Below are 25,782 nucleotides of genomic sequence, written 5' to 3'. Positions count from 1 at the left end.
GAGTTCAGGCCACGGCTCGCACGCACCGTGAGCGCGCGGGCCGCCCGGGGATCAGCGGCGTATGAGGCCGGTGTCCTCGGCGTACTCACCCAGCACGACCACGCTCACGGCGGCGGCGGCGAAGACCCTCGCCGCGCGCAGGACGTCGCCGACGCGGTGGCGGGAACGGTGGTCGGAGGTGTCGGCGGCGCCTTTCGGGCGGCCGCCCTGGACCGGGGCGAAGGTTGCGGTGCTCATGGATCCATGGTGCGTTTCCGCCCCTCTTCGCACATCGCCCGCAGGACGGAACCTGCGGGCCCCCCGCGTCCTCCTCACGGCCCACGCCACCCCCGAGAAGCCCTGACCAAGGTCTGACACCCCCAGGTATGACACCCGTACGGGGGGCCTCCCCCGCCGGACGCCCGGCCCCTCAAAAGCATTCGCGCCGCCCCGCCCTGCTGCGTACAATCTCCGCTCTTGCCGCCTCCCGCCGCCCCATCGGGGAGAGCCGCCTTCCGGACGGAAACCGGGGGCTTTCCGTACCGCACCAGACGCAGCACCAGACACCAGACCAGCAGCTGGAGGCCTCCCCGTGTCCGCGCACGCCCCCGACACCGCACCCGCCACGGCGACCGCATCCGACCCCGGCGACCCGCTCGGCCGCGAGCGGGCCCACCTGTCGGCCTCGCGCTCCGCCCTGCGCGCCATGCGCGAGGACGTCGAGGCGCTCGACATCCGCGACGTCACCGCCAACTGGGTCAACGCCATCGTCCTCCAGGCGCAGATCGACGACCGCATCAAGGCCCTCGCCGACCTCGCGCACACCCCGCTCTTCTTCGGCCGCCTCGACTACCTGCACGCCCCGGGCGCGGAACTGGCCGAGGGCGCCGAGGGCGAGCAGTTCTACATCGGCCGCCGCCACGTCCACGACGCCGGGGGCGACCCCATGGTCATCGACTGGCGCGCCCCCGTCTCCCAGCCCTTCTACCGCGCCTCCAAGGCCGACCCGCAGGACGTCGCGCTGCGCCGCCGCTTCGGCTACACCGGCGGCGAGCTGACCGCCTACGAGGACGAGCACCTGTCCGACCCGGCGGAGTCGGCCGCCGTCAGCAAGCTGCTCCAGCAGGAGATCGAACGCCCCCGCGTCGGCCCCATGCGCGACATCGTGGCGACGATCCAGCCGGAGCAGGACGAGATCGTCCGCTCGGGGCTCTCCGGATCCGTCTGCGTGCAGGGCGGCCCCGGCACCGGCAAGACCGCCGTCGGCCTGCACCGGGTCGCGTACCTCCTGTACGCCCACCGCGAGCGCCTCGCCCGGACCGGGACCCTGGTCATCGGGCCGAACCGTTCCTTCCTGCACTACATCGAGCAGGTCCTGCCGGCCCTGGGCGAGCTGGAGGTCAAGCAGGCGACCGTGGACGACCTCGTCACCCGCGAGGGGCTGGAGGTACGCGGCACCGACGCAGCCGCCACGGCGGTGGTCAAGGGCGACGCCCGGATGGCCGAGGTGCTGCGCCGCGCGGTCCGCTCGCACGTCACCGTGCCGACCGAGCCCCTGATGGTGGTCCGCGGCTCGCGCCGGTGGCGCGTCCCCGCGTACGAGCTGGAGGAGATCGTCGCCGAGCTCCAGGCCCGCGACATCCGCTACGGCGCCGCCCGCGAGGCGCTGCCCCAGCGGATCGCGCACACGGTGCTCGTCCGCATGGAGCAGGCGGGCGAGGCGCCGGACGACCGGGTGCAGGACGCGGTGGCCCGCAACGCGGCGGTGAAGGCGGCGGTCAAGGCGGTCTGGCCGGCGGTCGACCCGGCGAAGCTGGTGCTGCGGCTGCTGTCGGACGCGGAGTTCCTGGCGCTGCACGCGGAAGGGGTCCTCACGCAGGCCGAGCAGGAGCTGCTGCTGTGGCCGAAGCCGTTCCGCAGCGTGAAGTCGGCGAAGTGGTCGGCGGCGGACCTGGTGCTGATCGACGAGGCGGCGGACCTGGTGGAGCGGACGCATTCGCTCGGCCACGTGGTCGTCGACGAGGCCCAGGACCTGTCCCCGATGCAGTACCGGGCGGTGGGCCGCCGCTGCACGACGGGCTCGGCGACGGTGCTGGGCGACCTCGCGCAGGGCACCACCCCGTGGGCGACGCGCAGCTGGGAGGAGGCGCTGACGCACCTGGGCAAGCCGGAAGCGGTGCTGGAGGAGCTGACGGCGGGCTTCCGCGTGCCGCGCGAGGTGATCGCGTACGCGTCCCGGCTGCTGCCGTCGATCTCCCCGGGGCTGGCCGCGGTGTCCTCGGTCCGTGAGACGCCGGGCTCGCTGACGGTGACCCGGTCCGCCGACGCCGACGGCCTGACGGCGGACGTGGTCGCCGCCTGCCGGGCCTCCCTCGCGCACGAGGGCTCGATCGGCCTGATCGCGGCGGACGCGCGGATCCCGGTGCTGGCGGAGGCCCTGCTGGCGGCGGGCCTGCCGTACCTGGCGCCGGGTGAGGAGACGACGGCGCAGTCGCGCCTGACGCTGGTGCCGGCGTCGCTGGCGAAGGGCCTGGAGTACGACTACGTGGTCCTGGACGAGCCGGCGGCGATCGTGGCGGGCGAGCCGGACGAACGCACGGGCCTGCGCCGCCTGTACGTCTGCCTCACCCGAGCCGTCTCGGGCCTCACGACCCTCCACACGGCCCCCCTCCCGCCGGCCCTGTCCGACCCCTCCTGACGCGCCGCCCGCGCGGCTGCGCCGGACTCCGTCCGCCGGTTGCGGGCGGGGGTGGGTGTGGGTGGCTGGGGCCGATGGGTCATCTGCGGGTGGGCGGGCCGCTGCGCGGGCGAGGTCCCCTACCCGCCCTTCCACCGTTCCCCGGGCGCTGCCCGGACCCGCGCATCACACGCCGCCGGCACATCCAGCCCCGCCGGCGTTTGAGGCGCGGGGGTCCGGGGCGCAGCCACGGGGGGTCCGGGGGAGCAGCCCCCAGGGGTCCGGGGGAGCAGCCCCAGGGGGTCCGGGGCGCAGCCCCAGGGGTCCGGGGCGCAGCCCCGGGGAACGGGCGAAGGGCGGGGAGGGGCAAGCCCCGCAGGGCCCGGCCCGCGCGACGGCCGCAGCGCCCGGACGGCACCGCCGCGGCGGAGTGGCCCGGTACGGGCGCGGCACCCCCCGAACCCCGCCCGCCGGGACACGGCAGGGGCCGGCTAGGCCAGGGCCTCGCGCCAGGCGGCGACCGCCGTCGGGGAGACCGGGTGTTCCCACCCGGAGGGACGGGCCGCGCCGCCGATGTGGAACGCGTCGATCCCCGCCTCCCGCAGCACCGGCAGGTGCGTCAGGGCCAGGCCGCCGCCGACCAGGAGCCGCGGCCCGTACCCCGGCTCGCCGCGCCGCCCCGCCGCCGCCTCCGCCACCAGCACCGGGAGCCCCTCCGCGACCCCGGCCGCCGAGCCCGCCGTCAGGTACGTGTCCAGCCCGGGCAGGTCCGCGACCGCCTTGCGCAGGCCGTCCCGGTCCGCAGCCCGGTCGATCGCCCGGTGGAACGTCCACCGGCAGCCGTCCAGCTCCGCCAGTACCGCCTCGACCGCGTCGAGGTCCGGGCTGCCGTCCGGGTGCAGGAACCCGAGGACGAACTCCTCCGCCCCCTCCGCCCGCAGCGCCCGCGCCGTCCGCGCGAGTTCGGCGGCGTCGCCCGCCGCGAACCCGTCCGCCCTGCGGAGCATCACGCGCAGCGGGATGTCGACGGCCGCCCTGATCGCCGCGAAGGTCTCGCGCGGCGGGGTGAGCCCGTCGGCGGCCATGTCGGTGACCAGTTCGAGTCGGTCCGCCCCACCCGCCTGGGCGGCGACCGCGTCCTCCACGTCGAGGGCGATCACCTCCAGGAGTGCACGGTTGCTCATGTGATCCCATCCTTCGGAAGACGGCTCGGAAGTGGAGTAGGACTCACCCAAATAGGTCTAGTCCAATATGCAGAGTACGGGGCCCACCCCACCCTCCACCAGCACCATCACGCCACCCCCACAATGGCCGCATGGACACGCCCGCCACGCCCGAGACCGCCCCCGACAACGCCCGCCTCCGCGACCGCTGGCACGCCACCGCCACCGCCGCCGGCGCCACCCGCGACCCCGCCCCCTACGCCGACCGGCTCCTCACCGCCTGGGCCGAGCCCCAGCGGCGGTACCACACCACCGCCCACCTGGCCGACGTCCTCGCCCGGATCGGCGTCCTGGACGACCACGCCGCCGACCCCGCGGCCGTCGAGCTCGCCGCCTGGTTCCACGACGCCGTCTACCGCCCCGACCGCTCCGAGAACGAGGAGCGCAGCGCGGCCCTGGCCGAGCGCGCCCTGCCCGAGCTGGGCGTCGACGCCGCCCGCACCGCCGAGGTCGCCCGCCTCGTGCGGCTCACCGTCACCCACGACCCCGCCCCCGGCGACACCAACGGCGAGGTGCTGTGCGACGCCGACCTCGGGGTCCTCGCCGGCGAGCCGGACGCCTACGCCGCCTACGCCGCCGCCGTCCGCGCCGAGTACGGCTTCGTCCCCGACGACGCCTTCCGCACCGGCCGCGCCGCCGTCCTGCGGCAGCTGCTGGCCCTGCCCCGCCTCTTCCGCACCCCCTACGGCGCCGCGCACTGGGAGGCCCCGGCCCGCCGCAACCTGGAGGCCGAGCTGACCGCGCTGACCTGACACACGCACCGGTGCCCGGGAATGCGTCCCGCTTCACGACGGTTCGGGAAGAACATGCCCTCAGCCTCCCGATCACCGTCCCGAGCCCGCATGCCCGTCGCCGTCTACGTCCTCGGCCTGTCCGTCTTCGCACTCGGCACCAGCGAGTTCATGCTGTCCGGACTCCTCCCGCCGATCGCCGAGGACATGGACGTCACCATCCCGCAGGCGGGCCTGCTGATATCCGCCTTCGCGATCGGCATGGTCATCGGGGCCCCGCTGCTGGCCGTCGCCACCCTGCGCCTCCCGCGCCGCACCACCCTCGTCGCCCTCATCAGCCTCTTCGGCCTCGGCCAGGTGGCGGGCGCGCTGGCCCCCTCGTACGGGTTCCTGTTCGCCTCCCGCGTGGTGTCGGCCCTCGCCTGCGCCGGGTTCTGGGCCGTCGGCGCGGCCGTCGCCATCGCGATGGTCGACAAGGACCAGCGGGCCCGCGCGATGTCCGTCATGATCGGCGGCCTGTCCGTCGCCAACGTCCTCGGCGTCCCGGCCGGCGCCTTCCTCGGCGAGCAGTTCGGCTGGCGCTCCGCGTTCTGGTCGGTCGGCGCGGCCTCCGCCGTCGCCCTCGCCGGCATCCTGGCGCTGATCCCGAAGATCCCGCTGCCCGACGCCAAGCCACGCCTCAGCAGCGAGCTGCGCATCTACCGCGACCGCCAGGTGTGGCTGTCGATCGGCGTCACCGCCCTCGCCGCGGGCGGCGTCTTCTGCGCCTTCAGCTACCTGTCGCCGCTGCTCACGGACGTGGCCGGGCTGGACGCGCGGTGGGTGCCGTGGATCCTCGGCCTCTTCGGCGTCGGCGCGCTGATCGGGACCGCCGTCGGCGGCCGCATCGCCGACGCGCACCTGTTCGGGGTGCTGCTCTGGGGCATCACCGCCTCGACGGTGTTCCTCGGGGCGCTCACCGTGCTGGCCTCCAGTGCGGCCGCCGCGATCGCCCTGTCGTTCCTGCTCGGCGTCTCGGCGTTCTTCACCGCCCCGGCCCTCAACGCCCGGATGTTCAACATCGCCGGCGCCGCCCCCACCCTCGCCGGAGCCACCACCACCGCCGCCTTCAACCTCGGCAACACCGGCGGCCCCTGGCTCGGCGGCACCGTCATCGACGCCGGGTACGGCTTCTCCTCCCCCGCCTGGGCGGGCGCGGCCATGACCGTCACCGCGATCGCCCTCACCGTGATCGCCCTGCGCCTGGAGCGCCGTACGCCGGCCCGCGCGGCCCGCGTGGTGGCCGGATCGCCGTCCCACCAGGCACCGGCGGACACCGTCAGCAGTACGTGAGGGTGTTCAGGCCGCGGGCGGCCGGTGTTTCGGCCGCCTGAGGCCCGCCGCCGTGAGGCGGCGGACGAGTTCCTTGCTGCCGACCTCCACCGCCCCCGCCGCCACCGCGTCCGCGTACCGGTGCGAGGGCACGTCGTAGTGGTCCCGCTCGAAGGCCCGCGGCGGGCAGCCGATGCCCGCCGCGAAGGCGTGCAGTTCCTCGTACGAGACATCGCTGACCAGGTGCGACCACATGCGGCCGTGTCCCGGCCAGACCGGCGGGTCGATGTACACCGTCACCGGCGGCTCACCGTCCCGGGTGGAAGACGGGGCCGAGACCGCCCACCGCCGCCACCTTCACGCCCGCCTCCGAGCACACCCAGTGCGGGTCGCGTCCGAGCTCCGGCTCCACGTCCAGCGCGTGCGGATCGCCGTGCGCGCAGACCGGGCACAGCGGCCAGCGCCCGTACTTCTCCAGCAGGGCGTCCTTCACGTCCTGCGCGACGAGTCCGGCGAGGTAGTCGACCCCCTCCGGCCACTGCTCCACCCACCACCGGCGGTGCGTGACCGAGTCCTCGACGAGGGAAACGACATCGGCATCGGCGACCTCACCGGCGGCGAGATCGGCGAGAACGAGGGCACGGGCGACGTGCAGCGCCTGTTCCAGGGGGGTCGCGTGGTCCATGGGCTCATTGTGGACCCGTACGGGCCCCCTGGCGAAGGCCTCCTTTCCCCGCCCTTTCCCCCGCCTTTACCCGCCCGGCACCCGCCGCGCCGCCGGCTCGCGCCTTCTTGCCCCCGGCCCCGCCGGAAAATAGGTTCCAGGCGTGAGCGAGAACCGCAGGGAAACCGCCGCCGCCCCCGCGGCCACGACCGCCTCAGCCGCCCTCCGCGCCCAGCTCGACTCCCTGACCACCGAGGCCTTCCGCCCGGAGCTGGCGGAGATCGACCGGCTGCCCACGCCGGAGATCGTCCGGATCATGAACGCCGAGGACGCCACCGTCCCCGCCGCAGTCGCCGCCCAGGCCGAGCCGATCGCCGCCGCCGTCGACGCCATCGCCGAACGGATGGCCCGCGGCGGCCGGCTCGTCTACGCGGGCGCCGGCACCGCCGGCCGGCTCGGCGTGCTCGACGCCAGCGAGTGCCCGCCCACCTTCAACACCGACCCGGACCAGGTCGTCGGCCTGATCGCGGGCGGCCCCGGAGCCCTGCTGAAGGCCGTCGAGGGCGCCGAGGACTCGCGCGAACTGGCCGCCGCCGACCTCACCGCCCTTGCCCTGACCGCCGACGACACCGTCGTCGGCGTCTCCGCCTCCGGCCGCACCCCGTACGCGGTCGGCGCGGTCGAGTTCGCCCGCACCCTCGGCGCGCTCACCGTCGGCCTGTCCTGCAACGCCGGCTCCGCCCTCGCCGCGGCCGCCGAGCACGGCATCGAGGTGGTCGTCGGGCCCGAGCTCCTCACCGGCTCCACCCGCCTGAAGGCGGGCACCGCGCAGAAGCTCGTACTGAACCTCATCTCGACCGTCACCATGATCCGCCTCGGCAAGACGTACGGGAACCTCATGGTCGACGTGCGCGCCTCCAACGAGAAGCTGCGCGCCCGCTCCCGCCGCATCCTCGCGCTGGCCACCGGCGCGCCCGACGCGGAGATCGAGGCCGCGCTCACCGCGACCGGCGGCGAGGTGAAGGACGCGGTCCTCGTCCTCCTCGGCGGCGTCGACGGCCCCGAGGCCGCCCGCCTCCTCGCCGGCGCGCGGGGCCACCTCCGCGCCGCCCTCGCCGAGGCCGCGCAGGTGCGTACCCCGTAACCGCGGCCGGCAGGACCGCCCGTATCCGCCCGTACCCCCGACGCAAGGCGAGTACATGTCCACTGACAAGAACCGCGCCACCGCCGCCGCGATCCTCCCCCTGGTCGGCGGCCCGGACAACATCAGCTCCATCGCGCACTGCATGACCCGCCTGCGGATCGGCCTGCGCGACCGCTCCCTGGTGGACGACCCGGCCCTGCGGGCCGTGCCCGGCGTGCTGGGCGTGGTCGAGGACGACACCTACCAGATCGTGCTGGGGCCCGGCACCGTCGCCCGCGTCACGCCCGAGTTCGAGGCCCTGGTCGAAGAAGCCCGCACGGCCGCGCCGGCCGCCGCCGGACCCGCCGCCGCCGGCGTCACCGCAGCGGACCTCGCCGCGCAGGGCGCCGCGCTGAAGGAGGCCCGCACCGCCCGGAACTCCACGCCCTTCAAGCTCTTCCTGCGCCGCATCGCGAACGTCTTCGTCCCGCTGATCCCCGCCCTCATCGGCTGCGGCGTCATCGCCGGCCTCAACGGCCTGCTCACCAACCTCGGCTGGGTCCCGGCCGTGGTCCCCGCCCTCGCCGCGATCGCCTCCGGCTTCCTGTCCCTGATCGCCGTCTTCGTCGGCTTCAACACCGCCAAGGAGTTCGGCGGCACTCCCGTCCTCGGCGGGGCCGTCGCCGCGATCATCGTCTTCCCGGGCGTCGCGAAGATCGACGCCTTCGGCGAGCACCTCTCCCCCGGCCAGGGCGGCGTCCTCGGCGCGCTGGCGGCGGCCCTGCTCGCCGTCCGCGTGGAGCGCTGGTGCCGGCGCCGGGTGCCCGGGACCCTGGACGTGCTGCTCACCCCGACCCTCACGGTCCTCGTCGCGGGCTTGGTCACCCTCTTCGGCTTGATGTACCTCGCCGGTGAGGTCTCCACCGCCATCGGCGCCTTCGCCGACTGGCTGCTGGCCACCGGCGGCGCCTTCGCCGGGCTGGTCCTCGGCGGCCTCTTCCTGCCCCTGGTGATGCTCGGCCTGCACCAGGCCCTGATCCCCATCCACACCACCCTGATCGAGCAGTCCGGCTACACCGTCCTGCTGCCGATCCTCGCCATGGCGGGCGCGGGCCAGGTCGGCGCGGCCCTCGCCGTCTACTGCCGCCTCCCGCGCAACGGCTCGATCCGCACCACCATCAAGTCCGCGCTCCCGGCCGGCTTCCTCGGCGTCGGCGAGCCGCTGATCTACGGCGTCTCCCTGCCGCTGGGCCGCCCGTTCGTCACCGCCTGCGCCGGCGGGGCGGCGGGCGGCGCGTTCGTCGGCCTGTGCAACCAGCTGGGCGTCGCCTTCGGCTCCACCGCCATCGGCCCCTCGGGCTGGGCCCTGTTCCCGCTGCTGGACGGTACGTCGGGCATGGGCCTGACCGTCGCCGTCTACGCGGGCGGCCTCGCCGTCGGCTACCTGGTCGGCTTCGCCGCCACCTACTTCTTCGGCTTCACCCCGCGCATGCTGGCCGACCTGGACACCGGCCCCGGACCGGCGGACCCCCCGGGCACGGCCGCGGCCAAGGAGCCGGCCCTGGCCTGACCCCTCGGCTGCGGGCGGACCCGTTACGGACGCCCCGGCTCGGGAAGCCCCCCGGCGGCGGTGCGCAGGAAGCGGACCAGGTCCTCCACGGAGTAACCGAGCTTCGGGCCCCGCTCGGCCGCCATCAGGAGCAGCTGGCCGAGGGTCTCGGCGCCCCAGCCGTCCGTCCCGTCCGGCGACCACCCCCACAGCTTCTCGATGCCGAGGTCGTCCATCAGCAGCCCGTACCCCTCCCGGACCTCCGCGCACACGGCGGCGACCGCGTCCAGCAGCCGGGCACCCGGCCGCTCGCAGCGCAGCCCGAAGTACCCGCCGATCTCCTCGGGCACGCACCCGCGCGGCGGCTCCGCCTTGAGCCGGTCGTAGCGCGCGTCCTCGTACGGGGGACACTCCCCCACCGGGCAGTGGATCAGCGTGAACCGCTGCCACCCCGGCGGCGGGGGCGGCTGCGGACGCCACCCCGTGACCCCGAACGCCTCCTGCACCTGCGCCGTCGCCTCGTCCGCCGTGTCGGCGCTGCGCGTCTGCCGCCGCTCCCCGTCGTCCCCGACGGCCGTCCACGCCCCGTCGGCCCCGTGCGGGCTGGCCCTTACGGCGAGCCCGAGCCCCGGGCGCCGCCACCCGCCGCCGGGCAGGTCCGCCTCCAGGCCGCGCAGCTTCCAGCCGAGCTCGAACGCGAACTGCGCCGCGTCCACCGACCCGCTCACGCGCCGTTCCGCTCGTGCAGTACGGCGGCCAGCCGGAGCGCGGTGTCGAGGTTGCAGCGCCCGAGGTCGACCAGGGGCAGGCCGTACGTTCCGGCGGCGGAGACCGGGTCGACGCCGAGCGACGGGAAGACCACCCCGACCCCGTCGAGCGCGCCCTTGAGCTGCCGCACGGCCTCCTCGGCCGCGCGCATCCGCTCCTTCGCCGTCATCACCATGACATGTCACCTTCCACTCTGAGTAATCAGATTCTGCACTCAGAGTGGCGATGAGGTGGCTAGCCTTCAAGTGGGCCACCACAGCAACCGCACATGCTGGACCGGGAGTTGTCATGCCACGAAAGAAGCTCGATCCCTCCTCACCCCGCGCCCTGCTCGGCGCCGAGCTCCGCGTAGCCCGCGAACGCGCCGGAATGAGCCAGGCGGGGCTGGGCGAGCGGCTCTTCGTGAGCGGCTCGTACGTCGGCCAGATGGAAGTGGGCACCCGCCGGATCACGCTCGAACTGGCGAAGGCGATAGACGTGATCCTGGGCACGGACGGCTTCTTCACCCGCAACTGCGGGAAGGACGGCAAGTCCAAGTACCCCGACCACTTCGCGGAGGCAGCCGAAGCGGAGGCGGAGGCCGTGTCCATCCGGGAGTACGCGCCCCTTGCCGTACCGGGGTTGCTCCAGACCGAGGCGTACGCGCGAGAGGTCTTCCGCGCATACCAGCCGACCGCGACCGAGGATGTCATCGACGAGTTGGTCAGGAACCGACTCGACCGCGCCGCTCTACTGAAGGACCCAACAAGGCCGGAGTTGTGGTGCGTTCTTGACGAGACCGTCCTCCGGCGGACAGTCGGAGGCGCACCCGTGATGGCCGCAGCCCTACGGCACATCACAGGCCTGATCCGGGCGTGCCGAACCATCGTCCAAGTTCTCCCCTTCAACGCAGGTGCCCACGCATCCATGGGAGGCACCTTGAAGCTGATGTCGTTCACGGACGCTCCCCCACTCGCCTACATCCAAGGCAACGCAATGGGCATGCTGTTGGACGATCCAGCTACGGTCGCCCGTCATACGCTGACCTACGATCTCCTCACGGCCAGCGCACTGCCACCGCGCATGTCACTGGCATTGATCGAGTCAGTGGCGGAGGAATACGAGCATGAAGCCCATGCCTGAGTACGACCTGTCGACAGCCATCTGGCACAAGTCCAGCTACAGCGACGGTACTGGCGGCGACTGCCTGGAGGTCGCCACCTGGCGGAAGTCCACCCACAGCGCCGGCGACGGCGGCAACTGCGTCGAGGTCTGCGACGCCCACACCGACCTCGTCCCCGTGAGGGACTCCAAGCAGCCCGAAGGCCCGCACGTGGTGTTCCACGCACGGGCCTGGGCCGATTTCATCGCGGCACTCTGACCGTCAGAGGCCCGACGAGAACAGCAGCTGGTTCGGCGTGCCCTTGCTGACGGAGGTCAGGACGTCCTTGGTGGACTCCTCGTTCAGGAAGTTGGCGATGTCCGCCGGGAGCTCCGTCGGGTGTGCCTGCTTGTAGAGCGCGGCGACGCCCGTGACGTGCGGCGCGGCCATGGACGTCCCGTTCAGGGCCACGCTGCCGCCGCCGAGGCGGGCGGAGACGATCTCCTGGCCGGGGGCGTACAGGGCGACGCACCGGCCGTAGTTCGAGAAGGTCGTCTCCTCGTCCCAGCGGTTGGACGCCCCGACCGTGACCACGCGGTCCGACGACGCGGGCGAGACGTTGCAGGCGTCCTGCGCGTCGTTGCCCGCCGCGACGACCGGCAGGACGCCCGCGTCGGAGAGGGCGTTGGCGGCGTTGTTGACAGCGTCGGACTTCGGGCCGCCCAGGGAGGCGTTGAGCACGGCGGGCTGCTTGGCGTTCTTCGCCACCCAGTCCATGCCCGCGATGATCCCGGCGTAGGAGCCCTTGCCGTCGCAGCCGAGGACGCGGACGCTCACCAGGTTCGCCTTGCGCGCCACGCCGTACGAGGAGCCGGCGACCGTGCCCGCGACGTGCGTGCCGTGGCCGTTGCAGTCCTGGCCCTTCTGGGTCGCGGCGTCCGCCATCGCGTCGAAGCCGAAGGTGGCGCGGCCGGCGAACTCGGTGTGCGCGTAGTCGATGCCGGTGTCGAGGATGTACGCGTTCACCCCGGCGCCGCTGCCCTGGACGGTGAAGTTGTCGTTCAGCGGCAGGCTCCGCTGGTCGACCCGGTCCAGGCCCCAGGAGGTGGACGGCGCCCTGGTCGCGCTCGGGGCGGAGGGGACCGGGACGGAGGTCACCCGGGTGTCCTCCTCGACCGCCTTCACACCGACGACCATGCGGACGGTCTCCAGCTGGAGCGCGGTGAGGGGGGCCGCGAAGCCGTTGACGGCGGTGGAGTAGACGTGCTTCGGCTTCAGCTTGAGCGTCTTCGCGAGCTTGGCCGCGTCCATGCCCTTGTCGAGGGTCACGATGTACTCGCCGGGCACGGCGTCGGCGGACGTCCGCAGCGGTGCCGGGGTCGCCTCCGGCGTGTCCGCGGACGACGCCGTGCCGACGGCGACGGGGGCGAGGGTGATGAGGGCGGCGGTTGCCACACGTGCGATCAGGCGCATGAGGGAACTCCCGAGAGGAAGGGGTGGTGTGGCCGCCCCGGGGGCAGCGGTGCGCGGGCACCTTCCGGAATGCGGCCGTCCCCTTCTTCGGTCGTCCCCCGAGCGGCACTTGAACCGACCAGCCCGCTTGGCCCACGGGCCCGGCGCCGTCCGGCGGCGGTTCCCCGCGCCCGGTGCAGAAAGGATCCTTCCTGGTTGACGCCCTGAGCCGTTCACCTGCCCGGACGTCCGGGGAGCGGTCCGGCAAGTTCACCCGTACGGGGAGGGTCCCGCGCACCCGTCGAGGGGGCGCACGCGTTCTTCACCTCCGCCCGTGCGCGCCGCGCCGCCCGGGTCGTTGACCGGGGCGGGCGCGCGTGATGACCTCCCGGTCATGCGCAATCGCCCGAGCCGGCCCCTGCGGGCGGCCGCCGTAGCCGCCGCCGCACTGGCCGCCGTAGCCGCCCTGCCCGTCGCCCTGCCCGCCCACGCCGCGCCCGCGCCCGCCGCCTGGGCGGTCCCGGCCGCCGACGAGCCGTCGTACCTCGTCAGCGTCCGGGAGGGCCTCGACCCGGCCGCCGTCGCGGCCGCCTACGGGATCCGGCCGACGCACGTCTTCCGCGAGGTGGCCAACGGCTTCGCCGCCCGCCTCACCCCCGAGCAGGTGCAGGCGCTGCGGGACACCCCGGTCGTGGAGTCCGTCGAGGAGGACGGCGCGGCGACGGGCGTCCCCGCCTGAGGCGGCGCCTCCCTCAGGCCCGCAGGACGCGCAGCCGCGACACCTCGTACGACATCTCGGTGAGGCCGGGGCCGGGCGCGGGGTGGTAGCGGCCGGCGGAGACGGACAGGTTGACGATCAGGTACGCGTGCCAGCCCCGGCCGACGCCCCGGCCGTCGGAGTAGACGCGCCGGCCGTTGACCCACCAGACGACGGATCTGCGGCCGAACTCCACCTCCAGGTCCAGCCACGCGCCCGGGTGGACGGCCGGGTCGCGGTGGTAGCGGTGGGCCTCGCGGACGTGGTTGGACAGCTCCAGCAGGTCGGGGTTGTCGGGGTGGTACTCGAAGACGTCGATCTCCTGGCCCCCGTCCCGCCACGTCCAGATGGCGGGCCAGGCGCCGGTCTCCTCCGGCAGCCGGACCCGGGCTTCCAGGACGTCGCCGGTGCGGACCTCGAAGCCCTCGTCGCTGCCCTCGGTGGTGAGCAGCCCGGCGTCCCAGTTCCCGTCGGGGCGCAGGGTCGCGCGGAAGGTGCCGGTGCGGCTGTAGGCGGGGTCGGCGGTCAGGTGGTCGAGCTTGTTGTCGCCTGGGTTGACGGGGCCGCCGTCGGGATAGGCCCAGGAACGGCCCGCCACCCACTGGGCGGCGGAGGAGAAGTCGGCGGTGAAGACGGGCGAGAGGCGGCGCGGCGTCACGCGCCGTAGCCATGCGAGCGGTGGCGTGACCATACGGTGCCTATGCCCCGGCACGACCCGGACGCACCGCGATTTTCGCGGAGAGTAGTTGCGCGGACACGTTCCGTCGTGCGCCCCCTGCGCACCGGCGCGGACACGCCGCGGCCCCGGCACCCGGGGGTGCGGGGGCGGCGGCGCGGGCGCGGGCGACCGGTCAGGTCCCGGGCGCGCAGGTGAGCGTGAACGTCAACGAGTCGGCCACGTTGCCCGCCGAGAGGTTGGCGGTCACCTTGGGGATCGGTTCATTGGGCGCCCCGCGCGTGGGGGACTTCACGACGAACGGACCGGTCGGGGTCTCCGGGGCGTTGAACTTGAGGGAAGGCGCGGACTGCTTGCCCTGGCCCGACCAGAAGTAGTCGACCTCCCCGGTTCCGGTACCGGTGAACTTGCCCTGGAACGTAACGTTCTGCGGCTTGGAGCAGTCGACCGCTGCGGGAGTGGTGGACGCGCCCGTGATGTCCGCGTCGGTGATCCGGACCTTGACGGGCGCGGGCGGCCTGGGATCCTTGGTGCAGCCTGTCTTCCGCTCGTTCCTGCCCCAGCCGCTCGTCACGGTGTAGGCGCCCTTCTTGACGTCCTCTTCCGTGACGGAGCCCGCGCCGTTGGCGTTGCGCTGGAATTTCTCCGGGCCCGACACCCTGAGCAGCTGACCGCCCCTGAAGCCGGTCATCACCAGGTCGTACTCGACGGGATTCGTGCCGGGTGCCACGACGAGCTTGCAGGCCGCCTGGGGGGCGGCGGACGGCGTGAGCGGGGCGGGGGCGGCGTGGGCGGCCATCGTGGGCGGCATGGCGACCGCGGTGACCAGGAGCGGGGCGAGAAGTGCATAACGGGCATGCCTGTTCATGCGTTCCCTCCTTGCCGGGAAAGCACCGATGGGGGCGGACGCCTCGACGGCGCGAGCGCGCCGAGGGCCCGGGTGCGATGAGGCGGGGGAGGAGGGGGCGCACACGGCCTCGTCCACCTCGGACCCGCCCGCCCTGGACCGGCAGTTCAGCGGTCCAGAACCCGCGCGCCGGGCACCTGCGTCCAGTTCCAGGCTAGCTCCGCGGACTGACGGCGGCACGCCGGGCTACCACCGCCCACACCCGCCGCCCACGCCCGCGGCGTCACCCGTGCGAGGAACCCCGCACCGCTTCGATGAAGGCGCGGATCAGCCCGGGGTCCTTCACGCCGCGCTCCCGCTCGACACCGCTGGAGACGTCCACGCCCCAGGCCCGCGTCGCCTTGACGGCCTCCCGCACGTTGCCCGGGTTCAGCCCGCCGGCCAGCAGCCACCGCCCGTCGGGCGCCCGGAATTCCGCGGAGCCCCAGTTCCAGGGCTTGCCGGAGCCCGGGTCGGGGGCGTCGATGAGCAGCAGGTCCTCCCCGTACTCCCCGCACCGCCCGACGTGCTCGGCGGTGGCGCGCAGCAGCGTCCGGCCCGGGGCGCGCAGTTCCGCGTAGTGCGCGGCCGGTTCGTCGCCGTGCAGCTGTACGCCGCGTACGCCGCTCTCCTCGGTCAGCCGGCGCACCTCCTCGACGGACTGCCCCCGGAACACCCCGACGGTCAGCACCCCGTCCGGCACCCGCGCGGCCAGCTCCCGGGCCTCGGCGGCGCCGATGGTCCGGGGGCTGCCGGGCGCGAAGACGAACCCGACGGCGTCGGCCCCGGCCTCCACGGCCACGTCGACGTCGTGCGCGGTCTTCAGCCCGCAGATCTTGACGAACAGATCGCTCATGCCCCCAGTCAACCAAAGCCCGGGGACCGATGGTGATCCGTCCCGGCAGCCGGGCACCGCCGTCCGTCTCCGGGAACGCCCGAGGGCGGCACCCCGCCGGGGGTGCCGCCCTCGTTCGAGAACAGCCGATCAGCCAGGGGCCGATCAGAAGTCCATGTCACCGCCCGGCATGCCGCCGCCCGCGGGGGCACCGGCCTTCTCGGGCTTGTCGGCGATGACGGCCTCGGTGGTCAGGAAGAGCGCGGCGATGGACGCGGCGTTCTGCAGGGCGGAGCGCGTGACCTTCGCCGGGTCGATGATGCCCTCGGCGATCATGTCGACGTACTCGCCGGTCGCGGCGTTCAGACCGTGGCCGACGGCCAGGTTGCGCACCTTCTCGACGACGACGCCGCCCTCGAGACCGCCGTTGACGGCGATCTGCTTCAGCGGGGCCTCCAGCGCGAGCTTCACGGCGTTGGCGCCGGTCGCCTCGTCACCGGTGAGCTCGAGCTTCTCGAAGACCGAGGAGGCCTGGAGCAGGGCCACGCCACCACCGGCGACGATGCCCTCCTCGACGGCCGCCTTCGCGTTGCGCACGGCGTCCTCGATGCGGTGCTTGCGCTCCTTGAGCTCGACCTCGGTCGCGGCACCGGCCTTGATGACGGCCACGCCGCCGGCCAGCTTCGCGAGGCGCTCCTGGAGCTTCTCGCGGTCGTAGTCCGAGTCGGAGTTCTCGATCTCGGCGCGGATCTGGTTGACGCGGCCCTGGACCTGGTCGCTGTCACCGGCACCGTCGACGATGGTGGTCTCGTCCTTGGTGATGACGACCTTGCGGGCGCGGCCGAGCAGGTCGAGACCGGCGTTCTCCAGCTTGAGGCCGACCTCCTCGGAGATGACCGTACCGCCCGTGAGGATGGCGATGTCGCCGAGCATGGCCTTGCGGCGGTCGCCGAAGCCCGGGGCCTTGACGGCGACGGACTTGAAGGTGCCGCGGATCTTGTTGACGACCAGGGTCGACAGGGCCTCGCCCTCGACGTCCTCGGCGATGATCAGCAGCGGCTTGCCGGACTGCATGACCTTCTCCAGGAGCGGCAGCAGGTCCTTGACCGAGCCGATCTTGGAGTTGACGATCAGGATGTACGGGTCGTCCAGGGACGCCTCCATACGCTCCATGTCGGTGGCGAAGTACGCCGAGATGTAGCCCTTGTCGAAGCGCATGCCCTCGGTGAGCTCCAGCTCCAGACCGAAGGTCTGGGACTCCTCGACGGTGATGACGCCTTCCTTGCCGACCTTGTCCATGGCCTCGGCGATGAGCTCGCCGATCTGGGTGTCGGCGGCGGAGATGGAGGCCGTGGAAGCGATCTGCTCCTTGGTCTCGACATCCTTGGCCTGGGCCAGCAGGGCAGCGGAGACGGCCTCGACGGCCTTCTCGATACCGCGCTTGAGGGCCATCGGGTTGGCACCGGCGGCCACGTTGCGCAGGCCCTCGCGGACGAGCGCCTGGGCGAGGACGGTGGCGGTGGTCGTACCGTCGCCGGCGACGTCGTCCGTCTTCTTGGCGACTTCCTTGACCAGCTCGGCGCCGATCTTCTCGTACGGGTCCTCGAGCTCGATCTCCTTGGCGATGGAGACGCCGTCGTTGGTGATCGTGGGCGCGCCCCACTTCTTCTCAAGGACGACGTTGCGACCCTTGGGGCCAAGGGTGACCTTGACGGCGTCGGCGAGCTGGTTCATGCCACGCTCGAGACCGCGCCGGGCCTCCTCGTTGAACGCAATGATCTTGGCCATCTGAAGTGGTCCTCCAGGACTGGGGTTCCCCCTACGCCGCCAGGCGTGAGGGGAGGGTGGATTGCTCCGGACCGCGCCCGCGCCCGCGACGGACGGCCTGCGGACCCGGCGGTTCCTTCCCGCCGGACCCTGCGGGCCTCACCGGCCCGGTCCTCGTCTGAGTAGCACTCTCACCAGGAGAGTGCTAACGCCAATGATTAGCACTCGACCCCCGCGAGTGCAAGCGGCTTCGGGCAACACGCAGGCGACCTGGGGCCGACACACAGGAGGGGCCCGCATCCCTGTCCAGGATGTGGGCCCCTCATGCGTGTGTGCGAGCGTCGGTGGCCGATCGCGCTTCGACTCAGCCGGCCGCGAGCTTGACCATGTCAGCCTGCGGACCCTTCTGGCCCTGCGAGATCTCGAACTCGACCCGCTGACCCTCTTCAAGGGTGCGGTACCCGTCCATCTGGATGGCGCTGTAGTGGACGAACACATCCGCACCACCGTCGACCGCGATGAAGCCGTAGCCCTTCTCCGCGTTGAACCACTTGACGGTGCCCTGAGCCATGCCTAACTCCCCTATTACTGGCCCTTGCGCGGGACCGCACTTCGCGGTCCCGGGTCAGAACTTGCGCCGGAACGCCTCGACCGCGGCTGAATGTATCCGCACCGGTGCTGTCAGCAACAGGTCAATCCGCCGAGAAATCTGGACACACGGAAAGCTTGAAATAGAGTGAAAATTTGCAGTATTCCAGGGCAACTCGGGCCAGACAAGCGGCACCAAAGGCCCAAAAGGCACGCGCATGTTGACTCAATGTCAACCATCCGGCGGCCCGCTCATATGCGGCGGGCAAGAACAGCGGAGGGGACTGCCCAACTCTACCGCGCCCAATCAAGCAGAATTGCCCCCTCCGCTTATTAGCGGAGGGGGCAATTCTGTTTATGAAAGGTCAGCGCGACACCCGCGCGTCAGCAGCCGCCGGCGACGGCGGGGATGATCGAGACGCCCGCGCCGTCCGGCGTCGCCGTCTGCAGGCCGCCCTCGAAGCGCACGTCGTCGTCGTTGACGTAGACGTTCACGAAGCGGCGCAGCTTGCCCTGGTCGTCCAGGACGCGCGCGGCGATGCCCGGGTGGTTCTGCTCCAGGGAGTCGATGACCTCGGCGAGGGTCGCGCCCTCGGCCGGGACCTCGGCGGCGCCGCCGGTGTAGGTGCGCAGGATGGTGGGGATGCGGACGTTGACGCTCATGGCGCTACCGCCTTTCCGGGTGTCGGAGGGAAGGGTCAGGCCAGCCCGGCGGCGCGGAACGCGTCCAGGCTCGGGCGGATGGTGGCGGTCTGCCCGGTGTCCCCGGACACCGCCTCCAGGGTCTTGAGGCCGTCACCGGTGTTCAGGACGACGGTGGTCAGCGCCGGGTCGAGCAGCCCGTTCTCGATGAGCTTCTTCGTCACGCCGACGGTCACGCCGCCCGCGGTCTCGGCGAAGATGCCCTCGGCCCGCGCGAGGATCTTGATGGCCTCGACGACCTGCTCGTCGGTGACGTCCTCGACGTAGCCGCCGGTGCGCCGCGCGATGTCCAGGACGTACGGGCCGTCCGCCGGGTTGCCGATGGCCAGCGACTTGGCGATGGTGTTCGGCTTCTGCGGGCGGACCACGTCGTGGCCGGCCTTGAAGGCGGTCGAGACCGGGGAGCAGCCCTCGGCCTGGGCGCCGAAGATCTTGTAGGGCTTGTCCTCGACCAGACCGAGCTTGATCAGCTCCTGGAGGCCCTTGTCGATCTTCGTCAGCTGGGAGCCGGACGCGATCGGGACGACGATCTGGTCGGGCAGCTGCCAGCCGAGCTGCTCGCAGATCTCGTACGCCAGGGTCTTGGAGCCCTCGCCGTAGTAGGGGCGCAGGTTGACGTTGACGAAGCCCCAGCCCTCGCCCAGCGGGTCGCCGATGAGCTCGGAGCAGAAGCGGTTGACGTCGTCGTAGTTGCCCTCGATGCCGACGAGGTCGCCGCCGTAGACACCGGCCATGACGACCTTGCCCTGCTCCAGGTCGTGCGGGATGAACACGCAGGAGCGGAATCCGGCCCGGGCGGCCGCGGCGCCGACGGCGCCGGCCAGGTTGCCGGTGGAGGAGCAGGAGAGGGTGGTGAAGCCGAAGGCGCGGGCGGCCTCGACGGCGATGGCCACGACACGGTCCTTGAAGGAGTGCGTCGGGTTGCCGGAGTCGTCCTTGACGTAGAGCTTGCCGGTGACGCCCAGCTCCTTGGCCAGGTTCTGCGCGTCCACGAGCTGGGTGAAGCCGGGGTTCAGGCTCGGCTTGGAGGCCACGTCCGCCGGGACGGGCAGCAGCGGCGCGTAGCGCCAGATGTTGTCCGGGCCGGCCTCGATCGCGGCGCGCAGGGCCTCGGGGTCGCCGAGCGGCAGTTCGTAGGCCACTTCCAGCGGGCCGAAGCACTCGGCGCACGCGAAGATGGGGCCCAGTTCGAAGCGGGTACCGCACTCGCGACAGGAAAGGCCGGTGGCGGGTCCGAGATCGGCAGAGGTGGCGACAGTCTGTGCAGCCATGATGGCGAGGCCCTTTCTCCTCATCTTCCCCATGGCGCACTTCGCCATGAGACGGAATTGGCACCTTCCCTAGCCGGGGCCCCGCGCGTGCGAGAACCGACTGGAGGGTTGCCGGGGCTTCAACGGGCCGTGTCCCTCTGCCCCTCTGGATGAGCGGTATGGCACCGGCACACGCGCTCTGTGGCGCGCCGGTGCGTTTGTCGCGCGGGACCCCCGGCATGCGGCGGTCCTTCGCGTTGTTCAAGACTGTAACCGAAGGGACGGGCGGTTGAGACAGCCGTCCGAACCGCGAGATGGATCACGATTCGGCCGCAAACCGCCGAGTGCCGCAGAGAAGCCAGGGAGTGCTGAGAGTGCTGGATGAGGTGGAGCGCTGGCTGGCAGACCGCTCCTGGTCCGCCGCCGACCGACCGCTCGACCAGCTGCTCGAACGGAAACGGGCGGCCGGGACGACGGTCAGCGTGGTGCTGCCCGCGCTCGACGAGGAGGCCACCGTCGGGCAGATCGTCGAGGTCATCCGGCGCGACCTGATGGAGGGGCTCGCGGTCCCGCTGGTGGACGAGCTGGTGGTGGTCGACTCGGGCTCCACCGACCGTACGGCCGAGGTCGCCGCGGAGGCCGGCGCCCGGGTGGTGCACCGCGACGCGATCCTGCCGCGGCTCCCGGCCTTGCCGGGCAAGGGCGAGGTGCTGTGGCGCTCGCTGCTGGCCACAACCGGGGACGTCGTCTGCTTCGTGGACGCCGACCTGCGGGACTTCGACTCCGTCTTCGTCTCGGGGATCGTCGGGCCGCTGCTGACCGACCCGCAGGTGCAGTTCGTCAAGGCGATGTACGACCGCCCCCTGGGGGACGCCCCCGGGCAGGGCGGCCGGGTGACGGAGCTGGTGGCGCGGCCCCTGCTGAACCTCCACTGGCCGCAGCTGGCGGGGTTCGTCCAGCCGCTGGGGGGTGAGTACGCGGTGCGCCGCTCCCTGCTGGAGCGGCTGCCGTTCCCCGTCGGGTACGGGGTGGAACTGGGCCTGCTGGTGGACGCGCTGCACACGGCCGGGCTGGACGCGCTGGCCCAGGTGGACGTGGGGGTCCGGCTGCACCGGCACCAGGACGGGCGGGCGCTGGGCCGGATGGCCGCGGCGATCTACCGCACCGCGCAGCTGCGGCTCTCGCGCGGGCACCTCGTACGGCCGGAGCTGACGCAGTTCGAGCGGGGGCCGGACGGGTTCGTTCCGCGCACGTACCCCGTGGACACGGAGGAGCGGCCGCCGATGGTGGAGGTCGGGGAGTACGCGGGCCGGCGGGTGGCGTGAGGCGCGGGCCGCGCGGGTGGCGCGGGGCGCGGCGCGGCCAGGGCGTGACGAACCGGACAATTCCCGGACGTTTGAGCGAGGAGGACCCGGGCTAGGTTCGCGGCATGGCTTCTCAGGTACTCGTCGCCGCCAACCGCGGCCCGCTCTCGTACGCCCTCGCCGCCGACGGCACCCTCAGCGCACGCCGCGGCGGTGGCGGCCTGGTCTCCGGCCTGTCCGCGGCGCTCGCCGCTCAGCCGGAGGCCCTGTGGATCTGCGCGGCCCTGTCCGACGCCGACCGGGAGGCGGTCCGCCGGGGCGTTTCCGAGCCGGGCGTCCGGATGCTGGACATCGACCCGGCGGTGTACGACGACGCGTACAACGGCATCGCCAACTCGGTGCTCTGGTTCACCCACCACCACCTCTACGACGTCCCGCGCGAGCCGGTCTTCGACGCGGCGTTCCGCCGCCGCTGGGAGTCGTACGCCGCCTACAACCAGGCCTTCGCCGAAGCGCTGGCCGAGGAGGCCGCCGAGGGCGCGTCGGTCCTGGTCCAGGACTACCACCTGGCCCTGGTCCCGGGCGCCCTGCGCGAACTGCGGCCGGACCTGCGGATCGCCCACTTCACGCACACCCCCTGGGCGTCGCGGGAGTTCCTGGACATGCTCCCGGACGACATCCGCAGCCGGCTGGTGTGGGGGATGCTGGGCGCGGACCTGGTGGGCTTCCACACCTGGGCGTGGGCGCACACCTTCATGGCCGGCGCGCACCTGGACGACGAGCGGGGCATCGCCGAGCCGAAGTCCCCGGCCGGGGTGGATCCGGCGGAGGCCCGCTACGTCCACAAGAACCCCAACAGCCCCGTGCGGCACAAGCGCACCAACGTCGGGGTCTTCGCCCTCGGCGTCGACGGGGACGACCTGCGGGCCCTCGCCCACCGCCCCGAGGTGGACGACAAGCTGGCGGCGCTGCGGGCGGAGGTCGGCGACCGCAAGACCATCGTGCGCGTCGACCGCACCGAACTGTCGAAGAACATCCTGCGCGGGCTGCTGGCCTACCGGGAGCTGCTGACGGTCCACCCCGAGTGGCGCGGCCGCGTGGTGCACCTGGCGTCCGCGTACCCCTCCCGGCAGGACCTGAAGGTGTACCGGGACTACACCGCGTCCGTCCGCGACCTGGCCACGGAGATCAACGCGGAGTTCGGCACCGAGGACTGGCAGCCGGTCCTCCTCTCCGTGGAGGACGACTTCGCGCGCTCGCTGGCCGCGTACCGCATGGCGGACGTGGCCCTGATCAACCCGGTGCGGGACGGGATGAACCTCGTCGCGAAGGAGATCCCGGTGGTGTCGGAGGAGGGCTGCGCGCTGGTCCTGTCCACGGGGGCGGGGGCGTACGAGGAACTGCGCGGGGACGCCCTGACGGTCAACCCGTACGACGTCTCGGCGACGGCCGCCGCACTCCACGAGGCCCTGTCGATGCCGCCGGAGGAACGCACGGCCCGCACCAAGCGCCTCGCGGCAGCCGCCACGACCCTCCCCCCGGCGGCCTGGTTCACGGCGCAACTGGAGGCCCTGCGGGGGTGAGGGGGACGGTGCCCTCACGGGCCGTCTCAGGGCTGGTTCGGGGGTTCCCGTCAGTCCCATCGTCCTTCCGGTTCGGGCCGGCCCGCCAAGGCACCGCTCCCCGGGCCCTGGCCCGCGCCCCGGGCCGGCCCGGCTACGCGTCCCGGAGGGCCGCCGCCAGGCGGGCCAGGAAGGCCGTCACCGCCGCCGGGCCCGGGAGGACCAGGTCGGCTCGGGCTGCGAGTTCGGGGACTTCGGCCGAGCCGCTGCACACCAGCAGCCCCGGGAGGCCGTCGGCGCGGCGCTTCTCCACCGCCGAAAACGCCGCGAGGTCACCCAGGTCGTCCCCCGCGTACAGGACGGCCTCGGCGTCCCGTTCGGCCAGGAACTCCGTCAGGGCGACGCCCTTGTCCATGCCCGGCGGGCGCAGCTCCAGCACCGCCCGGCCCGGCTCGACCATCAGCCCGTGCCGGGCGGCGAGCTCCGCGAGGGGCTCGCGCAGGGCCTCGAAGGCCGCCTCCGGGTCCTCGGCGCGGCGGGTGTGGACGGCCAGCGCCCGGCCCTTCTCCTCGATCCAGGTCCCGCGCCACGCCCCGATCGCGTCGAGGAAGCCCGGCAGCTCCGCCCGTACGGCGGCGACCCCGGGGTGTTCGGCGGGGGCGCGGACGCTGCCGGTGACCGCGTCCCAGCGCTCGGCGCCGTAGTGGCCCAGGACCACGAGGTGCTCCAGCCCGGGCACGCCCGCGAAGCCGCCGTGGCGTACGGCGACGCCCGCCGGGCGGCCGGTGACGACGGCCACCGCGTCGACCCGGGGCGCCAGCTCGGCGAGCGCCGGGACGGCGGCGGGGTGGGCGCGGGCCTGGTCGGGGTCGGGGACGATCTCGGCGAGGGTGCCGTCGAAGTCGAGCGCGACGACGGCTCTGCGCGGCGTGCGCAGCAGGGCTTCGAGTCCCTCCCGTCCGGCTGCGGTGGCGGGCACGGGCATAGGCGGCAGGTCGTGCGGCTGGCTCCCCATACGGACGACCCTACCGGGGCGGCCCTGACCCGCCCACCCCGCCTCCGCGACGGCCTAGCGCCGTGCCCGCTGGGCCTCGCGGATGCGGCGGAGGCGGTTGACGGTGCCCGGGGCGTGGGCGAGGGCGCGGGGGTCGTCCATGAGGGCGTTGAGCAGCTGGTAGTAGCGGACCGGGGTGAGCCCCAGGCCCTCCCGTATCGCCCGCTCCTTGGCGCCGGGGCCGGGCCAGCTGCGGCCCTCGTACGCGAGCACGGCGGCCTCGGCGGCGGTCAGCCGGCCCTGCGCCGCCTCCGCCCCCGTGTCACCCGCCTGCCCGCCATCCGTCATACGGCCACATTAACGCCGCCCACCGACACCGCCCCCGGGCCGCCCCCGCGCCCCTCCCGCGCCCGCGCCGGACCCCTCGCGCGCCCGCCCTCAGCGCTCCCCGTCCGCCTTGCGCGCCGTCGTCGCGATCTCCTCCAGGACCTTCGCGGGCTGTCCGCCCGGCTGGACGGCCTTGCCGATGTTCTGCTTCACGTCCTCGCTGACGCCCGCCCAGGACTTCTTGCCCACCGGGTAGAGGCGGGCGTTCGGCAGGGCCGCCAGGAAGGTCTTCAGCTGCGTCGCCGAGCCACCCGTACTGGCGGCCATGGCCCGGTAGCCGCTGGTGGTGACCGGCAGCAGGTCGTAGGTGTTGGTGAAGGTCGTCACGTTCTTCGCCGAGAACAGGTGGTCCAGGAACTTCCCGGACTCCTTCCGGTGGCCGTTCTTGAAGGCCATCACCCAGTCCGCGACGCCCATGGCGGAGTGGTCGGTGCCGTCGACGGTCGGCATGGGGACCATCCCGAACCGCACGCCCTTCCCGGCGGCCTGCTTCAGCAGCGTCGGGTGGCCGTTGAGCATGCCCACCTCGCCGCGCGTGAAGGCGTCGAAGGCGGCCTGGCGGTCCAGCTTGCCCGGCTCGACCGGGCCGGTCAGCTGCTGGCCGACCATCTTGTCGCGGAGGAACTCCAGCGACTTCACGTTCTCCGGGGAGTCGATCGCGTACGCCTCCTCGTTGTCGGTGTAGCCGCCACCGCCCGAGAGCATCCACATCATCGTCTCGGCCTGCGCCTCCTCGCGGCCCAGGGGCAGCGCGAAGGGGGTCGGGACGTTCGCCGCCTTGAGCTTCTTGGCGGCCGCCTCCAGGTCCGCCCAGCTCTTCGGCTGCCAGCCCGCGGTGCTGTCCTTGGGGATGACCCCGGCGTCGCCGAGCAGCTTCTGGTTGTAGAAGAGCAGCCGGGTGCTGGCCACGAAGGGCATGCCGTACTGGACCCGCTTGACCTTGCCGGCGTCGGCGAGCGGGGCGAGGAAGTCGGCCTCGGTGGTGACGGACAGCAGCTCGTCGGCGGTGTAGAGCTTGCCGGCTTCGGCGTAGTCGGCGTAGGCGCCGATCTGCGCGATGTCGGGGGCCTTGCCGGCCTTGACCATCTCGGCGACCTTGGCGTCGACCTCCGACCAGGAGTAGACGCTCACCTCGACGTGGACGCCGGGGTTGTCCTTCTCGAAGGAGGCGGCGAGGTCCTTCCAGTAGCCGGCGGAGGAGTTCTGCGGATTGTCCCCGTAGTCGGCCGCCACGACCCGCAGGGTCACCTCGTTGTCCCCGGCGAGGCCGGACAGCGTTCCACAGCCCGCCAGCGTCGCCACGGTCAGGCACAGCGCGGCGCCGGACGCGGCCGGCCTCAGGTAACGGCCCTTCACAGTTCTCGATCCACCCCTGGTTGTACGTACGATCCGTCATAAGGTCTACACCACTTTGACGGCTCCGCCACATCCGGAACGGGGTCGCGCGCAGGACCGTGTCCGGACCGTGTCCGGATACCGGCCCGGATTTGTATGGCCGCTCAACAATCCCGCCCAA

The 25,782-nt window shown here is 73.0% G+C and carries 27 protein-coding genes and 1 riboswitch; of the genes, 10 read left to right on the top strand and 17 right to left on the bottom strand.

What is annotated here, in order from left to right; translation table 11 throughout:
- Positions 1-51 precede the first annotated feature (51 nt).
- Positions 52-237, bottom strand: coding sequence for a hypothetical protein (locus ACZ501_RS29760; protein ID WP_361603723.1), 186 nt, complete (start codon positions 235-237; stop codon positions 52-54).
- Positions 238-685: 448 nt separating this feature from the next.
- Here ACZ501_RS29760 and ACZ501_RS29755 point away from each other — a divergent pair, with 448 nt between their 5' ends.
- On the top strand, positions 686-2,677 hold the full coding sequence (locus ACZ501_RS29755; RefSeq protein WP_468799661.1) for a HelD family protein: 1,992 nt from the start codon (positions 686-688) through the stop codon (positions 2,675-2,677).
- A gap of 470 nt (positions 2,678-3,147) precedes the next feature.
- On the opposite strand, the gene ACZ501_RS29750 is transcribed toward ACZ501_RS29755, so the two are convergent.
- A complete protein-coding gene (locus ACZ501_RS29750) occupies positions 3,148-3,840 on the bottom strand; it encodes a copper homeostasis protein CutC (RefSeq protein ID WP_361598598.1) in 693 nt (230 codons plus the stop codon).
- A gap of 131 nt (positions 3,841-3,971) precedes the next feature.
- Here ACZ501_RS29750 and ACZ501_RS29745 point away from each other — a divergent pair, with 131 nt between their 5' ends.
- Both ACZ501_RS29745 and ACZ501_RS29740 read left to right on the top strand, forming a co-directional pair.
- On the top strand, positions 3,972-4,631 hold the full coding sequence (locus ACZ501_RS29745) for an HD domain-containing protein (RefSeq protein WP_468799562.1): 660 nt from the start codon (positions 3,972-3,974) through the stop codon (positions 4,629-4,631).
- A 90-nt stretch (positions 4,632-4,721) separates the two neighbouring features.
- Entirely contained in the window at positions 4,722-5,942 is a 1,221-nt protein-coding gene (locus tag ACZ501_RS29740) for a Cmx/CmrA family chloramphenicol efflux MFS transporter (protein ID WP_361598592.1), read from the top strand.
- Between the two features lie 6 nt (positions 5,943-5,948).
- Here the strand turns inward: ACZ501_RS29740 and ACZ501_RS29735 are convergent, their stop codons facing one another.
- Both ACZ501_RS29735 and ACZ501_RS29730 read right to left on the bottom strand, forming a co-directional pair.
- Positions 5,949-6,221: a DUF4031 domain-containing protein gene (locus tag ACZ501_RS29735; protein ID WP_361598589.1), complete on the bottom strand. Its 273-nt coding sequence runs from the start codon at positions 6,219-6,221 to the stop codon at positions 5,949-5,951.
- A gap of 7 nt (positions 6,222-6,228) precedes the next feature.
- Positions 6,229-6,606 carry a hypothetical protein gene (locus tag ACZ501_RS29730; RefSeq protein WP_361598586.1) on the bottom strand — a complete coding sequence of 126 codons (378 nt, stop codon included), beginning with the start codon at positions 6,604-6,606 and terminating at the stop codon, positions 6,229-6,231.
- A gap of 142 nt (positions 6,607-6,748) precedes the next feature.
- Here ACZ501_RS29730 and murQ point away from each other — a divergent pair, with 142 nt between their 5' ends.
- The gene (gene murQ / locus ACZ501_RS29725) at positions 6,749-7,729 is read left to right on the top strand and encodes an N-acetylmuramic acid 6-phosphate etherase (protein ID WP_468799560.1); all 981 of its coding nucleotides are present in this window, start codon (positions 6,749-6,751) and stop codon (positions 7,727-7,729) included.
- Positions 7,730-7,784: 55 nt separating this feature from the next.
- Complete coding sequence (locus ACZ501_RS29720; protein WP_361598580.1) at positions 7,785-9,278, top strand: PTS transporter subunit EIIC; 1,494 nt, start codon at positions 7,785-7,787, stop codon at positions 9,276-9,278.
- A 23-nt stretch (positions 9,279-9,301) separates the two neighbouring features.
- Here the strand turns inward: ACZ501_RS29720 and ACZ501_RS29715 are convergent, their stop codons facing one another.
- A complete protein-coding gene (locus tag ACZ501_RS29715) occupies positions 9,302-9,985 on the bottom strand; it encodes a hypothetical protein (protein ID WP_468799558.1) in 684 nt (227 codons plus the stop codon).
- The gene (locus ACZ501_RS29710; RefSeq protein ID WP_361598574.1) at positions 9,982-10,200 is read right to left on the bottom strand and encodes a hypothetical protein; all 219 of its coding nucleotides are present in this window, start codon (positions 10,198-10,200) and stop codon (positions 9,982-9,984) included. Before ACZ501_RS29710 ends, ACZ501_RS29715 begins: the two co-directional genes overlap by 4 nt.
- A gap of 113 nt (positions 10,201-10,313) precedes the next feature.
- Here ACZ501_RS29710 and ACZ501_RS29705 point away from each other — a divergent pair, with 113 nt between their 5' ends.
- Positions 10,314-11,147: a helix-turn-helix domain-containing protein gene (locus ACZ501_RS29705; RefSeq protein ID WP_468799556.1), complete on the top strand. Its 834-nt coding sequence runs from the start codon at positions 10,314-10,316 to the stop codon at positions 11,145-11,147.
- Positions 11,131-11,385, top strand: a complete 255-nt coding sequence (locus ACZ501_RS29700; protein WP_468799554.1) for a DUF397 domain-containing protein — start codon at positions 11,131-11,133, stop codon at positions 11,383-11,385. Before ACZ501_RS29705 ends, ACZ501_RS29700 begins: the two co-directional genes overlap by 17 nt.
- Positions 11,386-11,388: 3 nt before the next feature.
- Here ACZ501_RS29700 and ACZ501_RS29695 read toward each other — a convergent pair whose 3' ends face one another.
- Positions 11,389-12,579: a S8 family peptidase gene (locus ACZ501_RS29695; protein ID WP_361598565.1), complete on the bottom strand. Its 1,191-nt coding sequence runs from the start codon at positions 12,577-12,579 to the stop codon at positions 11,389-11,391.
- A gap of 373 nt (positions 12,580-12,952) precedes the next feature.
- On the opposite strand from ACZ501_RS29695, the gene ACZ501_RS29690 reads away from it, so the two are divergent.
- On the top strand, positions 12,953-13,297 hold the full coding sequence (locus ACZ501_RS29690; protein WP_468799552.1) for a protease inhibitor I9 family protein: 345 nt from the start codon (positions 12,953-12,955) through the stop codon (positions 13,295-13,297).
- A gap of 13 nt (positions 13,298-13,310) precedes the next feature.
- On the opposite strand, the gene ACZ501_RS29685 is transcribed toward ACZ501_RS29690, so the two are convergent.
- The 7 genes from ACZ501_RS29685 to thrC all read right to left on the bottom strand — a co-directional run bounded on the left by ACZ501_RS29685 (position 13,311) and on the right by thrC (position 20,040).
- Positions 13,311-13,973 carry a LamG domain-containing protein gene (locus ACZ501_RS29685; RefSeq protein WP_468799550.1) on the bottom strand — a complete coding sequence of 221 codons (663 nt, stop codon included), beginning with the start codon at positions 13,971-13,973 and terminating at the stop codon, positions 13,311-13,313.
- Between the two features lie 193 nt (positions 13,974-14,166).
- Positions 14,167-14,859, bottom strand: coding sequence for a hypothetical protein (locus ACZ501_RS29680; protein ID WP_361598556.1), 693 nt, complete (start codon positions 14,857-14,859; stop codon positions 14,167-14,169).
- Between the two features lie 262 nt (positions 14,860-15,121).
- Positions 15,122-15,733: a phosphoribosylanthranilate isomerase gene (locus tag ACZ501_RS29675; protein ID WP_468799548.1), complete on the bottom strand. Its 612-nt coding sequence runs from the start codon at positions 15,731-15,733 to the stop codon at positions 15,122-15,124.
- Positions 15,734-15,877: 144 nt separating this feature from the next.
- A complete protein-coding gene (gene groL, locus ACZ501_RS29670; protein ID WP_361598550.1) occupies positions 15,878-17,500 on the bottom strand; it encodes a chaperonin GroEL in 1,623 nt (540 codons plus the stop codon).
- Positions 17,501-17,843: 343 nt separating this feature from the next.
- Positions 17,844-18,050 (bottom strand): cold-shock protein, encoded by a 207-nt coding sequence (locus ACZ501_RS29665; RefSeq protein WP_008743607.1) that lies wholly within the window; start codon positions 18,048-18,050, stop codon positions 17,844-17,846.
- Between the two features lie 401 nt (positions 18,051-18,451).
- The gene (locus tag ACZ501_RS29660; RefSeq protein WP_361598547.1) at positions 18,452-18,730 is read right to left on the bottom strand and encodes a ubiquitin-like small modifier protein 1; all 279 of its coding nucleotides are present in this window, start codon (positions 18,728-18,730) and stop codon (positions 18,452-18,454) included.
- 35 nt (positions 18,731-18,765) lie between these two features.
- Positions 18,766-20,040 (bottom strand): threonine synthase, encoded by a 1,275-nt coding sequence (thrC, locus tag ACZ501_RS29655; RefSeq protein ID WP_361598544.1) that lies wholly within the window; start codon positions 20,038-20,040, stop codon positions 18,766-18,768.
- A gap of 17 nt (positions 20,041-20,057) precedes the next feature.
- Positions 20,058-20,196, bottom strand: a riboswitch (SAM riboswitch).
- A 197-nt stretch (positions 20,197-20,393) separates the two neighbouring features.
- Here thrC and ACZ501_RS29650 point away from each other — a divergent pair.
- The gene (locus ACZ501_RS29650; RefSeq protein WP_468799546.1) at positions 20,394-21,344 is read left to right on the top strand and encodes a glucosyl-3-phosphoglycerate synthase; all 951 of its coding nucleotides are present in this window, start codon (positions 20,394-20,396) and stop codon (positions 21,342-21,344) included.
- 104 nt (positions 21,345-21,448) lie between these two features.
- Positions 21,449-22,906, top strand: coding sequence for an alpha,alpha-trehalose-phosphate synthase (UDP-forming) (locus ACZ501_RS29645; RefSeq protein ID WP_468799544.1), 1,458 nt, complete (start codon positions 21,449-21,451; stop codon positions 22,904-22,906).
- A gap of 133 nt (positions 22,907-23,039) precedes the next feature.
- Here the strand turns inward: ACZ501_RS29645 and otsB are convergent, their stop codons facing one another.
- The 3 genes from otsB to ACZ501_RS29630 form a co-directional block, all read right to left on the bottom strand.
- Positions 23,040-23,900 (bottom strand): trehalose-phosphatase, encoded by an 861-nt coding sequence (gene otsB / locus ACZ501_RS29640; RefSeq protein ID WP_468799542.1) that lies wholly within the window; start codon positions 23,898-23,900, stop codon positions 23,040-23,042.
- A 54-nt stretch (positions 23,901-23,954) separates the two neighbouring features.
- Complete coding sequence (locus tag ACZ501_RS29635) at positions 23,955-24,227, bottom strand: DUF3263 domain-containing protein (RefSeq protein WP_361598532.1); 273 nt, start codon at positions 24,225-24,227, stop codon at positions 23,955-23,957.
- A 90-nt stretch (positions 24,228-24,317) separates the two neighbouring features.
- Positions 24,318-25,622: an extracellular solute-binding protein gene (locus ACZ501_RS29630; protein ID WP_361598529.1), complete on the bottom strand. Its 1,305-nt coding sequence runs from the start codon at positions 25,620-25,622 to the stop codon at positions 24,318-24,320.
- Positions 25,623-25,782: the final 160 nt, after the last annotated feature.

The organism is Streptomyces sp. NPDC034085 (assembly GCF_055575555.1).
This window is presented reverse-complemented; position numbering and strand designations above follow the sequence as displayed.